The 12,511-nt window shown below is 69.7% G+C and carries 12 protein-coding genes and 1 tRNA gene; 7 read left to right on the top strand and 6 right to left on the bottom strand.

Features of this window, described 5'->3' with window-relative positions:
- Together ACSU6Z_RS09775 and ACSU6Z_RS09770 are read right to left on the bottom strand one after the other, a co-directional pair.
- Window positions 1–1,494 carry an exopolysaccharide biosynthesis polyprenyl glycosylphosphotransferase gene (locus tag ACSU6Z_RS09775; protein WP_437044568.1) on the bottom strand — a complete coding sequence of 498 codons (1,494 nt, stop codon included), beginning with the start codon at window positions 1,492–1,494 and terminating at the stop codon, window positions 1–3.
- Window positions 1,491–2,675 (bottom strand): glycosyltransferase, encoded by a 1,185-nt coding sequence (locus tag ACSU6Z_RS09770; RefSeq protein WP_437044567.1) that lies wholly within the window; start codon window positions 2,673–2,675, stop codon window positions 1,491–1,493. The genes ACSU6Z_RS09775 and ACSU6Z_RS09770 overlap by 4 nt, the downstream gene beginning before the upstream one ends.
- A 705-nt stretch (window positions 2,676–3,380) precedes the next feature.
- On the opposite strand from ACSU6Z_RS09770, the gene ACSU6Z_RS09765 reads away from it, so the two are divergent.
- The 4 genes from ACSU6Z_RS09765 to ACSU6Z_RS09750 all read left to right on the top strand — a co-directional run bounded on the left by ACSU6Z_RS09765 (window position 3,381) and on the right by ACSU6Z_RS09750 (window position 6,117).
- Entirely contained in the window at window positions 3,381–4,133 is a 753-nt protein-coding gene (locus ACSU6Z_RS09765) for a hypothetical protein (protein WP_437044566.1), read from the top strand.
- Between the two features lie 298 nt (window positions 4,134–4,431).
- Window positions 4,432–4,713, top strand: coding sequence for a hypothetical protein (locus tag ACSU6Z_RS09760; protein WP_437044565.1), 282 nt, complete (start codon window positions 4,432–4,434; stop codon window positions 4,711–4,713).
- 47 nt (window positions 4,714–4,760) lie between these two features.
- Window positions 4,761–5,267, top strand: coding sequence for a tyrosinase family oxidase copper chaperone (locus tag ACSU6Z_RS09755; RefSeq protein ID WP_437044564.1), 507 nt, complete (start codon window positions 4,761–4,763; stop codon window positions 5,265–5,267).
- The gene (locus tag ACSU6Z_RS09750; protein ID WP_437044563.1) at window positions 5,251–6,117 is read left to right on the top strand and encodes a tyrosinase family protein; all 867 of its coding nucleotides are present in this window, start codon (window positions 5,251–5,253) and stop codon (window positions 6,115–6,117) included. Before ACSU6Z_RS09755 ends, ACSU6Z_RS09750 begins: the two co-directional genes overlap by 17 nt.
- Before the next feature lie 463 nt (window positions 6,118–6,580).
- Here ACSU6Z_RS09750 and ACSU6Z_RS09745 read toward each other — a convergent pair.
- A tRNA-Arg gene (locus ACSU6Z_RS09745) sits at window positions 6,581–6,643 on the bottom strand.
- Between the two features lie 922 nt (window positions 6,644–7,565).
- Between ACSU6Z_RS09745 and ACSU6Z_RS09740 the strand changes: the two genes are divergently transcribed.
- Window positions 7,566–8,183, top strand: a complete 618-nt coding sequence (locus tag ACSU6Z_RS09740) for a hypothetical protein (protein ID WP_437044562.1) — start codon at window positions 7,566–7,568, stop codon at window positions 8,181–8,183.
- Between the two features lie 207 nt (window positions 8,184–8,390).
- Here ACSU6Z_RS09740 and ACSU6Z_RS09735 read toward each other — a convergent pair whose 3' ends face one another.
- Window positions 8,391–9,707 (bottom strand): hypothetical protein, encoded by a 1,317-nt coding sequence (locus tag ACSU6Z_RS09735; RefSeq protein ID WP_437044561.1) that lies wholly within the window; start codon window positions 9,705–9,707, stop codon window positions 8,391–8,393.
- Window positions 9,708–10,217: 510 nt separating this feature from the next.
- Between ACSU6Z_RS09735 and ACSU6Z_RS09730 the strand changes: the two genes are divergently transcribed.
- Window positions 10,218–10,778: an HD domain-containing protein gene (locus ACSU6Z_RS09730; RefSeq protein ID WP_437044560.1), complete on the top strand. Its 561-nt coding sequence runs from the start codon at window positions 10,218–10,220 to the stop codon at window positions 10,776–10,778.
- Here ACSU6Z_RS09730 and ACSU6Z_RS09725 read toward each other — a convergent pair.
- The gene (locus tag ACSU6Z_RS09725; protein ID WP_437044559.1) at window positions 10,766–11,236 is read right to left on the bottom strand and encodes an NUDIX hydrolase; all 471 of its coding nucleotides are present in this window, start codon (window positions 11,234–11,236) and stop codon (window positions 10,766–10,768) included. The two genes, ACSU6Z_RS09730 and ACSU6Z_RS09725, sit on opposite strands and share 13 nt — an antisense overlap.
- Window positions 11,237–11,264: 28 nt before the next feature.
- A complete protein-coding gene (locus tag ACSU6Z_RS09720) occupies window positions 11,265–11,996 on the bottom strand; it encodes an XRE family transcriptional regulator (protein WP_437044558.1) in 732 nt (243 codons plus the stop codon).
- A gap of 156 nt (window positions 11,997–12,152) precedes the next feature.
- On the opposite strand from ACSU6Z_RS09720, the gene ACSU6Z_RS09715 reads away from it, so the two are divergent.
- A complete protein-coding gene (locus ACSU6Z_RS09715) occupies window positions 12,153–12,506 on the top strand; it encodes an SCO3933 family regulatory protein (protein WP_437044557.1) in 354 nt (117 codons plus the stop codon).
- Window positions 12,507–12,511 lie beyond the last annotated feature (5 nt).

Below are 12,511 nucleotides of genomic sequence, written 5' to 3'. Positions count from 1 at the left end.
TCAGCTCCCGGTGGGGCGCACGAGCGTGGCGGCCGTGCGCAGCAGGATGCAGACGTCCCGCCACAGCGACCAGTCCTCGATGTAGGCGTTGTCGAAGCGGGCCCGGTCCTCGATGGAGGTGTCCCCGCGCAGCCCGTGGATCTGGGCGAGCCCGGTGATGCCGGCCGGCATCCGGTGGCGGGCCGCGTAACCGGGGTAGGCCTCGCTGAACTTCTTGACGAAGTAAGGGCGTTCGGGACGCGGGCCGACCAGGCTCATGTCACCGCGGAACACGTTCCACAGCTGGAGCAGCTCGTCCAGCGAGGTCCGGCGCAGGAAGCGGCAGAACCACGGCATGCGCCGCTCGTCCGCCACGCTCCACCGGGTCGCCGACTCGTGCTCGTCCACCGGCCGGTGGGTGCGGAACTTCAGCAGGGTGAACGGCTTCCCGCCGCGCCCGACGCGCACCTGCCGGAACACCACCCCGGGCCCCTCGCTGACCCGCAGCACCACCGCGCACACCAGCAGCAGCGGACTGACCGCCAGCAGCAGCGCCCCGGACACCACCACGTCCAGCACCCGCTTGCCGGCGCCACCGTCCGGCCGCCCCGTCCCCGGCCCCAGCCGCCGGCAGCGGAACCCGGCGATCCGGTCACGGCCCGCGTGCGACGCGTACGGCACGTGCGACGGAGACGGCGCGTACGACGGGTCGGCGTCGACCTCCCACACCGCACAGCCCGACTCGGCGAACACGCGCAGCAGAGGTGCCCGCCACGTCCGCGCCGACGCGTCCACGACCAGCACGTCCCGTACGCCGTTCTGGACGACCGCCCGCCGCACCTCCTCGTCCGTGACCAGCACCGGCAGCGTCTCGGCGCCGTCCGCGGTCCCTCCGGGCGCGGACGGCTCCCGCGGTTCACCGGCCACGAGGCCCACCGGGCGCACCCCGCAGCGCGGGTGGCGCAGCACCGCCGCGGCCACGCGCTGCGCCGTCCGGGCGGGCCCGACGACGAGCGCGGCGCGCGGGTGGTTCAGCAGCGCCGCCCGGCGCCGCCCGTGCACGGCACCGCGGCCCGCGCAGCTCGCCGCCGTCTGCACGGCGCAGCCGAGGAGCAGGTCGCGGACGGACAGCGCCTGGTGCGGGGCGTACGCCGCCACCAGCGCGGCCAGCGCCAGCCAGCCGACGGCGATCCGGCCGCACAGGACGGGCAGTTCGTCCAGGACGCCGTCCGGCGCGTGCGGCAGACCGCGCGGGCGCAGCAGCAGCGTCACCGCCACCAGCAGGGCCGCGTACAGCGGGCGATGCGGGACGCCGGTGAGCGCCAGCGCGCCCAGCAGGGCCGCCGTGCCGTCCGCGGCGAGCAGCGGCAACCGGGACGGCGGCCGCGCCGCGGGGCGCTCGCAGGGGAGCGGGACCCCGCCGTCGGCGGTGCGCGGCGGCAGGACCGAGACGGGGGAGAGCCCCGGGTCCCGCTGCTGCCCGGCGGGAGGGGGGACGGTGCTTTCCGCGGTCACGAGTGGATGGACTCCCTGTACTGGGTGGGTACGGCGGACGGTCCTGCGTCCGGCCCGCCGCCGAGCAGTTCGCCGTACACGGCCGCGACGGCCCCCGCCGTGTGCCGTACGTCGTGTGCGGACACCACGTGCGCCCGCCCCCGGAGGGCCGCCGACGCGCGCAGTGCCGGGTCGAGCAGCAGTGCGGCGACGGCCCCGGCCAGCGCCACCGGGTCCTCGGGGGGCACGAGGCAGTGCGGCGCGAGCGCGGGCGGCAGGACCTCGCGCGCGCCGTCCACGTCGGTCACCACCACGGGCGTCCCGCAGGCCATGGCCTCCAGCGGAGCCAGGGCCATGCCCTCCCAGCGCGACGGCAGCACGACCACGTCGGCGGCCCGGTACCAGTCGGAGGCGTCGGCGACGGCCCCGGCGAACCGCACGGACGCCGGGGCGAGCGCCCGCAGCCGCGCCCGGTCCGGCCCGTCGCCGACCAGCACCAGCCGGGCCCCGGGAACCTGTTCGGCGAGCCGGTCCCACGCCGCGATCAGGACGTCCTGCCCCTTCTGCCGGCACAGCCGCCCCACGCAGACCACGAGCGGGTCCTGCGGGCCGGCGTCCGCGAGGAGCGAGGACCGTACGGCGGCGCCGGGGCGGCCGGGACGGAAGCGGTCCGGGTCGACGCCGTTCGGCACCACCGCCCACCGCCCGCGGATCCCGGCCGACTCCCCCCGGCGCCGCTCGGCCTCACTGACGCACACCACCCGCGCCGCCCACCGCGCCGCCCACCGCTCCCAGCCGAGCGCGAGGGCGGCGGTGACCCCGCCGACCGCCTCGAACGACCAGGCGTGCGGCTGGAACACGGTCGGGATCCGTCCCCGCACGGCGAGGCGCCCGGCGAGACCGGCCTTCGCGCTGTGCGCGTGCACCAGGTCCGGCCGTACGTCCTCGATCACCCGCGCGAGCCGACGCACCTCCCCGCCGAGCGAGGGTCCCGGCGAGCGCGTCGCCCGCCACGGCCGTACGTCCGCGCCCAGCGAGCGCAGCGCGGCGGCGAGGGAACCGTCCGGGCAGGCGACCGCGACGTGCAGCCCGGCGGCGAGCTGAGCCCGCGCCAGGTCCGTCACGACACGGGCGACCCCGCCGTCCACGGGCTGGGTGAGGTGGAGGACGCGCGGCGCGGAGTCGGTCGCTGGCAGGGGCATGCGCGGTTTCCTCGCTCACGGGTGGCGCTCGGGACGGGCGGGAACGCGCCGCGGGCGGCCGCCCGAGTCCGGTGCGCCGGCACGGAAGAGGGGTGTGCCGGCACGGGGTGCGTCGGACGGTGTGAACCCTAGTAGCAATTCGGGCGAATCAGGCGAAACCAAGTGAGTGTGTCGAGTGGGGCGGGGGGTGCGGCCGGGGACCGGCGGGGCGGACCCACGGGTGCCCCTCGCGCAATCACCCCACCGGCGGCACGGCCCGTGAGGACGCCGCGTGCCGGCGCCGCGCCGGGTGTTCGCCCGGATGGCCGCGCCAATCCCGGGGAAGCGCCTCTCCGTGCCGCGTACCGCGAAGGGCCCGCTCCCGCCCTCCGGCGCCACCGCACTCGCCAAGGACTTCCCGGGCACGCCGCCCGGGAGCGCCCGGGCACGCCGGCCGGGAGTGCCCGGGCGGGTTCCGGTCCACGTCCCGGTGGACATCCGCGGCGACCCCGCGCGTGCGGGCCCGCCGTTCGCCGTCCGCCCGCTGCCCCGTACGGAGGTCGGCAGGAGCCATCCGGGACGCGGATCCGGGCGGGCCGTATCGGCAGGTGCGGGGGCGTGCCCGCGGCACCGGGACCGGCACCCGGCGCGACGGTTCGGTTGCAGAGCGCGAGAGCGGCTCCCACGGTGGCAACAGGACCTCGCACCCCACCGAAAGGAATCCCCATGCGTCTGCCCGCACGGCCGATCGCCACCTCCGCGCTCTGCGCCACCCTCCTGCTCTGCGCCGCCGGGCCCGCGGCGGTGGCGGCCGACGGCGACCCGGTCCGGGAACGCACCCGCACGGCGCCCCGGGCACCGCTGCCCGGCGCCGACGAACTCAACGCCCAGGTTCAGACGCTCAGCGGCCTGGGCGGCGTGATCACACCGGTCACCGAACTGCTCGGCGCCGTCCTCGAGGACGACGACGGCCGTCTCACCGCCCAGCAGGCGGACCGGCTCGGCGACGCCGTCGACGCGGCCATCGACGACGCCCTCGCCAAGGCCGGGGCGGTGGCTGCGCCGACCGCGCCGGGCACGACCGCGCCGAGCGCGACCACGCCGGGCACGGCGGCCCCCGGGGCGAACACACCGGCCCGGCCGCCGGCCGTCGCCCAGCCGAACGGCGACGCGCCGGCCACCACGCTGCCGGCCCCGCTCGCCCCGGCCCAGGCCGGTGGCGGCCTCGTCGGTGCGGCGTTCGACGCGCTGCGCCAGGCGATCGACGCCCTGCTCGGTGTCAGCACGACGGGCCGGCCCGACCAGGTGGGCCCGGCCGTCGCCGATGTGGTGACCGACGTGGTCAACGTCGCCACGGCCACGCTGACCGGCGGCGGACTGCCCGCTCCCGACCTGGCCGGACTGCAGCCGCTGCCCGCCGCGCCGAACGGCCCGGCCCCGGCGAGCACCCTGCCGGACACACCGGCCAACTCCTCCTGACGGAGCCGGCCCGGAGGCCGTCGCGTTCGCTCCCCCGGGCGGTCGCGACGGCCTTTTCCGGTTCACGCTCGCATTCCCGCTCAACCCCCGCCCGGATTCGGCTCGCGATTCCTCCCACGGTCTTCCGAAGATTCCATATGAGGATGGGAAAGGCCGATGAGGCATACCCCTCCTTCGGGTGGGGTGCGGCAACCCCGGGTGCGCACGGGGTTTCCGGTCCGGTCCGGCCTCGTTGGGCACGGCGACGGAATTCTCCGAGGCGGCGGAAGCCGCCGAAGGATCCGAGGAAAGGAAGCCCGTGAACCCCCTGAAGGCCGCCGCTGTCATCGCCGGATCCGTGGTCCTCGCCGGTGCCACCACGCCCGCGTTCGCCCAGACCGACCTCACCGAATTCATGCACTCCCTCGACGGCGCCGCGAGCACGCTCACCGAGCACTCGGCCGTCTCCGTGCCGGTGCAGCCCCGGACGGAAGCGCTCAACGCCGGGAAGAAGCGATCCGCGCCGCGCACCACGAAGAGCATGGCCAACCAGTTGAACGAGCCGGACGCCCTGCTCGGCGGCCTGCCGCTCAAGGGCTGACCCCGTTCACCGCCACCGACAGGACGAACCGGACGAGGAGCACGCACATGGCCGTCAGCGAGGGCGCGGCACCGCCGCGCGCGGAACGGGAACCGGCGGGCACGGCAAGGGGCGGTCCCGCGCACACCGGACGCCGCGGGTTGCCGCGCCGGCTGCTCGTCCCCGTTCTCGCCGCGGCACTCGCTCCCGCGGTCGCCGCCTCCCGGCCCCCCGGCCGTTCCGGTCCCTCCCGGCCGGCCCCGGCCGGTCCCGCGCGGGCCGCGGACGGCCCGGACCGCACCGCCTTCGACGAGACCCACCTCGGCCACCGCATCCGCGGGGCCAGGTCCGCGGGCGGCACCGGCGCCTGGCACGTCACCGTGGACGGCCGCCCGCTGCACCTGATGCGCCGCGCCGACGGCACCTGGCTCAGCGTGGTCGACCACTTCCGCTCGTATCCCACCCCACTGAAGGCGACCCGCGCGGCCGTCGAGGAACTGGCGCCCGGCCAGCGGCTGCGCGAGGCGGACGGCGGGCACGGACACCCGGGAGGCCGGCATGGTGTACACGCGTAAGGACGTCAGCACCCTCACCCGCACCGAGCGGAAGCGGTTCGTCCGGGCACTGCTGGAGCTCAAACGCCGCGGCGAGTACGACGAGTTCGTGCGGACCCACATCGAGTACTTCGTCCCCGACGGCGAGAACGGGCTGCGCGTGGCCCACATGACGCCGTCCTTCCTGCCCTGGCACCGGCAGTTCCTGCTGGAGCTGGAACGGGCGCTGCAGCGGGTGGACCCGTCGGTCTGCGTGCCGTACTGGGACTGGACGAAGGACCGCGGCACCACCTCCGTACCCTGGACCGACGACCTGCTCGGCGGCAACGGGCGGCCCTCGGACCACCAGGTGACGACCGGACCCTTCGCCTACAAGGAGGGCAACTGGACCCTGAAGCAGAACGTGACCGACACCGAGTTCCTCACCCGGGACCTCGGCCGCCGCCGCGCCCCGATCCGGTTGCCGGACAAGAACGACCTGGAGTGGGCGTTGAAGGACCCCGCCTACGACACCGCGCCGTGGGACTCGACGTCCCCCAAGGGGTTCCGCAACAAGCTGGAGGGGTGGGGACCCGGGCGCGGCAGCGCCTCCTGGCGCAACCACAACCGGGTGCACCGCTGGGTCGGCGGGGTCATGCTCGGCGGCGCCTCCGTGAACGACCCGGTGTTCTGGCTGCTGCACGCCTTCGTCGACCTGCAGTGGTCCCGCTGGCAGCGCCGCCACCCCGGCGCCCGCTACCTGCCGGCCCGGCCACCCGGCCCGGGCAGCGCGCAGCACGGCCGGATCGTGGCCCGGCAGGAGAAGCTGCCGCCGTGGGACGTGACGCCGGAGGCGCTGGAGGACCACAGCCGGATCTACCGGTACGGGTGAGGGAAGGGCCGGCATCCGGCCGCCGGTGATCCGGCCACCCGGCCCGCGGGGCCGTCACACCCGCCCGGGGCCGGGCCTGCGGGCAGGCGCCGCACCGGTGGGCCCGCGAGGAGGATCCGGGCGGCCTCCACCGCCCGGCCGCGGTACGCCGTGCAGGCGACGCGCGCCACATGACCGAGGCGGAGCGCCCCGAGCCGGCTCGGGGCCGTGCGCGCCGGGTGACCGGTGGGCAGGGACCCGGTACCGAAGCCGGGCGCTGCGGGCGGGGCGCCCCCGTCGCTGGGGCGGGCACCGAGGCGGGCGGCCTCCACGGCGTCCGCGGCAGGCTTCCGGTCGGCGACCCCCGGCCGCCGCGTTCAGGAAGTCGCCGAACACGGCACGACGCAGGCGCGCGCCCGCCCCTGCGCATCCTGCGCGGTACCTGAGAAGACCGGCGTTCCCGCTGGTCGTCGGGCATGTGCGCCCCCGGCAGGACTCGAACCTGCGGCCAAGCGCTTAGAAGGTGCGGGCACCGCCCCGCGGTGCTTCCCACCCAGCCGGCCTCACCGCCGTGGCCGACCGCTGACGGCCACCGCCGTCCGTCGTCGTTGCCGTCAGCGCTGCCGTCAGCGGTGCTGCCCTGTGATCACCGCTTTAGGAGCCCGATCCGGGCTCGCTTCCGCTCCGGCCGGCGACTGGGATAAACGCCGGACAAGGACGATAGTGTACGCCGCCGTCCGACGCTGTTGATGTCAGCCGTTGATGTAGAACCCTTCGGATACGTAGCCACTATCTGGCTCGGTCGCTGACGGTCATACCGGTGGCGTTGAAAGCTCGAAGGGACTGATGCGGACGGGTTGACCTGCTGTTCCCTGCTCAGCCAGAAGTCTGCAATGATACGGTTCATGGGGGCACAGCGGGCAAACTTCACTGAGGCGACAAAGCGCGCCCTGGCATTACGGGCTGCTTTCCGTTGCTCAAATCCGGGCTGTGGGGCCCTTACGATCGGACCTGGAACGGGGGTCGCTGACGTCGAAATTACTGGTACGGCAGCGCATATCTACGCAGCTGCAGCGGGTGGCCCCCGAGGTACTGGAGGTCTCAACGCGGCTCAGCGCAGCGCACCCATCAACGGCATCTGGCTGTGCGCAAGTTGCGCCCGGTTAGTCGACACTAATGTTGGTCGAGCCTATCCACCATCTCTGCTTCGTGCCTGGCGTGATCTCCATGAGGCCCGTATTCGGATGGAGCACGGAGGAGTGGCCCGTCCATTCGGTTGGATCCATTCCATCGATATTCTTGACGACGTGTGGCTAGCTGAGCCAACGACTGTACGGTTCTCGCGGTGCAACTTGTTCGTGGGAACGAATGGCATTGGGAAAACTCATTTCATCTCTCTGTTATCCGGCTTGGCGTCACCCTCCAGGGTGATGGAGCGCGCAAGTCGACCAGACTCAACGGTCCATGCCGTGATCAATTGGTATGACCCTCAGCCGCGGCGGGCAGAATTTCGTGCCGAAGGACAGCAACTTCACTTTGCGTCTGACGGGGTCACTGTACCGTTTATTCCACAGCCCTACCGAGTAGTGCGTCCACTCGACCATTGGGGCAGCCTGCCGCGCAATCTGCGAGAACTAGCAGAAGCGGTAGGCCTGGATAGTTGGGTAATCCGGAAGCTGATCGAGGGTTTGCCTGAGATCGTTCAAGGGGCTGTAAAACGAATCTGGATCGAGAACGAGGAAATCCGAGCGGAGTACATCAGAGGTGACAGTCTTGTCACCGACAGCGGGCCTCGCCGGATATTGGACAACACCGTGACGCTCGAAGTGCTGGTTGCCATCGCCGAGACCTATGCTCGCACGCAGCCCACGCTGCTACTGCTGGATGCTCTTTTCAACGGCACCTATGATGAATATTCCCACGCTACTGATCTCCTCAGCTCCTCAGTCAGGGGGTTTCAAACAGTAGCAACCACGACTAACGCTGCGCCTTCGCCCCCTCCTGAATGGACGGTGACGCGCTTCGTTTCCCTAAGTGGCTCGTCCTACAAGCGTTGGGCGCGGCTAGTGCAAGATGATATGGAATGAGGTCGCCGCTGCCACACAGCCTTCAATAGCCGGTCTACTGATCGCACTCTCCGCTGACCAGCGGACCTGACGAAGCCCACGGCTCTGACCAGTTCGGATGCCGTGGGCTTCTGTCGTTGTTGGTTGGCGTCGGGTGACCTCGGACGGCCCAGGGACGGCCCAGCGGCTGCCACTAGACCACCCTGCCCTTGCCGAGCGAGTCACCCTCTATGCGCTGTCCGGATCGTCGCCGCCGATCTCTTCAACTGGTCCTTGTTGGTTCACAGATAGATTCTGCATCAGGCTCTTATATAGAGGATCAATGGCCACCTCAAACCTACTCAAGCGACCTTGTGAAATAAGTGTCTCTACTTCGCGGCAAGCTGCATCTATATTATCCAACAAGACGAGCTTGCAATGGGAAATGGAGGCGTCAAGGCCACTAGTATCCCACTCCTCTACTTCCGTTTGAACTCTTTCCAGTCCTTCTGTCTGTTTGATGGAAAGCCAGCGGCGTACTCGCATCTTCATTTCATCCGCTCGACTGAGTTTGCGAGTCAGTACGTAATTGCAGACCGCTTTGGAGGAGTGACTTGCACGCCAAATGGAGAAGTCGCGAGCCGCAATAATTGCTGCGCGGGTGAAAAGTTCGGTATCCTTTTTATATAGCTTGGTCCCGACGGCGCAAACGAGTAAATGACCCAGGGCCAGCAGCTCTTGCAGGACCCAGTCGAGGTACTTCTCGCTGACTTCAACACGCGCCCCCGGTTTAACGTCGGACAATTCCTGGATGCCCAGTTTCTGTACGACAGAAATGTAGAGGTGATTTACCACTCCACCTGTGTGAACAATGAGATTTCGTCGAGCAAAAGACTCTCGCACGAGCGGCCAAAAGACAGGGAGAGACTCCATCGACACGCCGCCGCATGCGCGCTTAAGCCACTTTTCCCAGCCGTCGATACTGTCCCGTAGGAGCGAAGAGATCCTCTTTTCAACCAAGTATTCACGAGCGTCATCTAAGGTGCCGAACTCGGCCAACTCCTGAAGGGTGAACGAGTGGTCACTGTCATTCAAAGATGAGGTATTGACGCCATAGATGGTTCGAGCTAGCTGGCCAAAAAGAACCTCGAAAGCAGATATGGCAGACACCAGCAGTGATTTTCTGAGTAGGGCGTCTTGAGATCCCGCTTTGCTGCGGTTGGCCAGCTGCATAATGAGGTGGCTTACTGCGACTCCCACGCCCCTGTCGGGCACTTCAAGTGAAAGGCTCGGCTTGCTTCCCGATTCAAGGAGCGTGTGCAGATTGGCCATGAATTTTTCGAGATATTCGCGCGATGCGTCTCCTTCTTCCGGGGTGAGGGCGCCAAGGACTTCATCTCGAATGCTGGCGAGTTCGTCTTCCTTCCGTGCTGTCATTTCTGGAATTACTGAGCGATTAATCTCAATGATGGAATGAAGTTGGGCAATGTATTCATCTGAGATATCCTTTAACCGGTTTCCCGGTGTGTCCTCTGCGCCGATGGGCTCTGCGGAGATGATGGTCACTGTCTCCCCCATTCTGGAATGAAGTCTGCACCCCTAAGGCCGAAGCCCTCGGAGGAAGCTTAGCGTGAGCGTAGTCACGCTTTCAGTCATTGGTCATAGGTCGGCGGAGCGGCTTTGGGCTGGAGCTGCTTTGGGGCGAGTGATCATGGCCCCGTAAGCTGATGGCGAGTCGGGCAGTCTGTGGACCTGCCCGTTAAAGCACGACGTTGGGGCCATGATCTTAGAGGCTCGCCCCAAAGTGGCTGCCTAAAGCCGTGGAGCCGACCGCCCCAGCCACGACGTGTTCTGACTTCATGCACTGTGTGCCTGCCTCTTGGGCGGGCACGGGCGGCCGGCGGTGCCGAGCGGGGCGGAGACATGAGCGCGGGCGCCGCCGGCCGCCCGCGCCCGCCCGGAGGAGCGAAGCGACGACGGGTGCTTGATGAAGTAGGGAAAGTCTTACCCCGCCTTGATTGATGCTCTCGATCGTGGCCTGTCGGCTCACCGCTCGACTCGGCTACCGTTCCGTCCATGTCTTCTGCACTGGACACGCCCCAGGGAGCGGCCGGACTCGCTGAGTCCCTGCTTCCTCCGCTCGGGAACCGCTGGCTGCACACCCAGGCCGTGGCCGCTCGGGCTCGTGAGGCTTCCGCGGCTGTGTCCGAGGCGGACCGGGATCTTCTCGTCGCTGCCGCATGGCTGCACGACATCGGCTACGCGCCCGAGCTGTGCGTCACCGGCTTCCATCCTCTCGATGGTGCTCGGTACCTGGAATCGCTGGGTGCGCCGGCGCGCCTGGTGCGGCTGGTCGCTCATCACTCCGGGGCCGTGTACGAGGCGGAGCAGCGTGGGCTGTCGGCAGAGCTGGCCGTCTACGAGCGGGAGGACTCCCCGGTCCTGGACGCGCTGATCTTCGCCGACATGACGACCGGTCCCGCCGGGCAGTCCTTCGACTTCGACGCCCGGATCGACGAGATCCTGGTCCGCTACGAGCCGGGCAGCGAGGTGCACAACGCGATCAGCAAGGCGCGGTCGTACCTCCGGGGCGCCGTCGAGCGGACCCTGGACCGCATGGCTCATCAGCCGATGTAGGGCTCTGCCCGGTCGGCCAGGCCGTGCTCGATCCGCATGCGCATCGACGGGTGGATGTTCAGCTCGTCCAGCCTGCTCGGGTCGACGAAGGCGACTTCCTTGCTCTCGCTGCTCGTCCGCAGCTCGCCGCCGGTGATGCGGGTGTGAAAGCAGATGGAGAACTGCTGGCGGACCTCGCCGTCGTCGTACGCCATGACGTGCCCGGGGTTGGTGTAGATGCCGACGAGGCCGGTCACCTCCACGTCGAAGCCGGTCTCTTCCTTCGTCTCGCGTACGGCTGCGTCCGGGGCTGACTCGCCCAGGTCGACGCCGCCTCCGGGCAGGGCCCAGAGGTCGTTGTCGGTCTTGTGGATCAGCAGGACCTCTCCGGCCTCGTTGCGGGCCACGGCGGTCACGGAGGGGACGAGGCTGTTCGCCTTGGGGGCGTTGGGATCGTTGAAGTAGTCGACACGGGCCATGTGTTCAGCGTTGCACGTCCGGGGCCCGCTATGCCGCCCGGCCTCGTTCCCACGCGTAGTCGAAGCTCCGCATGTAGTGCCGGAAGGTCCGCGCGCCGGGGAGGTACCGGAAGTGCAACACCGGGTTCTGACCGGCGGGGGCTCCCAGGACGTGCGGGTTCACCAGAACGTCCTCGTCGAACCGGTAGATCGAGTTGTAGAGGATCGTGTCGTGCAGCCGGACCTCGACGCCGGGCGTCGACATGGCGGGCTCGAGGTAGCGGCGGGTGATCCGGGCGCGTGCGGCCAGGTCGTCACCGATGCCCTCCTCTTCGCCGCGCTGGCGGACCGCCTCGGAGTCGGGGTCGCCGAGCAGGATGCGGACCTGGGCGCCGGCCTTCGCCTTCTCGGCCAGTTGGTCGGGCAGGTCCGGGTGGCTGTCGAAGAGGAAGAGTCCGGCGTACACGAGGATGTCGACCTGGTCCGTCGCCTTCTCGATCAGGGATGACCAGAGCGGGGCGGGCACCGCGCCACGGTGCGGGTAGTACGTGATCAGCTCGGACGTGCTGGCCTTCTCGGCCTGCTTCTCCACCGACGGCCAGAGGTAGACCTCGTCGACTCCGAGGAAGTTCGCCGCCTTCCAGCGGTGCCCGCGGTGCGGGGTGCGGCTGGTGGTGATCCACCGCTCGACGCTCTTGGGGTCCACGCCGACGTGCTCGGCAACGGATTGGATCGTCTCGCCCTTCGCTGAAATCGCCGCGCGCAGACGCTCGTTCGCCATGTCATGTCCTTCGTTGGGACCGCAGGGACGTTTTGACGGTAGCTCAGACGTCCCTAAACGTCCATACGGGCGGTGATGCGTCCACCCCCTCTCACGGTCTCCTGATCTCACCGACGGGATGTCGGCCAACACCTCGCCTCAACAGGAGACAAGACGATGCGTCAGATCCCCGTGGACACTTCCAACGCCACCGTGATGGTCGCCAAGGCCCCGCAGCCCAAGGTGAAGGACCGCCGTACCGGTGAGATCGCCACCGACAAGGACGGCGCCACCCTGATGGTCGTGGAGGTCATGTTCTCCACGCCCGACGAAGTCGAGATCCTCAAGCTCACCGTTCCGCAGTCCGGCGTCTCCGAGGACCTGACGATGGGCACCCCGGTCGCCCTGACGGGCCTGGTCGCCTCGGCGTGGGAGAACGAGTTCAACGGCCAGAAGCGGCACGGGATCGCCTTCCGCGCGGTCGCCGTGACCTCGCTGGCCGCCGCGGGTTCGGCCTCGAAGGCGGCCTGAGCCGT

The sequence above is a fragment of the Streptomyces sp. enrichment culture genome (assembly GCF_964273145.1).
Classification (GTDB): Bacteria; Actinomycetota; Actinomycetes; order Streptomycetales; family Streptomycetaceae; genus Streptomyces.
Note: the sequence above shows the minus strand (reverse complement) of the source record. Positions and strands in the feature narration are given on the sequence as shown.

What these genes read in the sequence shown, in the direction of transcription:
- ACSU6Z_RS09770 (WP_437044567.1), bottom strand. Translation starts at nt 2,675, where the DNA reads ATGCCCCTGCCAGCGACCGACTCCGCGCCGCGCGTCCTCCACCTCACC.
- ACSU6Z_RS09765 (WP_437044566.1), top strand. Translation starts at nt 3,381, where the DNA reads ATGCGTCTGCCCGCACGGCCGATCGCCACCTCCGCGCTCTGCGCCACC.
- ACSU6Z_RS09755 (WP_437044564.1), top strand. Translation starts at nt 4,761, where the DNA reads ATGGCCGTCAGCGAGGGCGCGGCACCGCCGCGCGCGGAACGGGAACCG.
- ACSU6Z_RS09750 (WP_437044563.1), top strand. Translation starts at nt 5,251, where the DNA reads ATGGTGTACACGCGTAAGGACGTCAGCACCCTCACCCGCACCGAGCGG.
- ACSU6Z_RS09730 (WP_437044560.1), top strand. Translation starts at nt 10,218, where the DNA reads ATGTCTTCTGCACTGGACACGCCCCAGGGAGCGGCCGGACTCGCTGAG.
- ACSU6Z_RS09725 (WP_437044559.1), bottom strand. Translation starts at nt 11,236, where the DNA reads ATGGCCCGTGTCGACTACTTCAACGATCCCAACGCCCCCAAGGCGAAC.
- ACSU6Z_RS09720 (WP_437044558.1), bottom strand. Translation starts at nt 11,996, where the DNA reads ATGGCGAACGAGCGTCTGCGCGCGGCGATTTCAGCGAAGGGCGAGACG.
- ACSU6Z_RS09715 (WP_437044557.1), top strand. Translation starts at nt 12,153, where the DNA reads ATGCGTCAGATCCCCGTGGACACTTCCAACGCCACCGTGATGGTCGCC.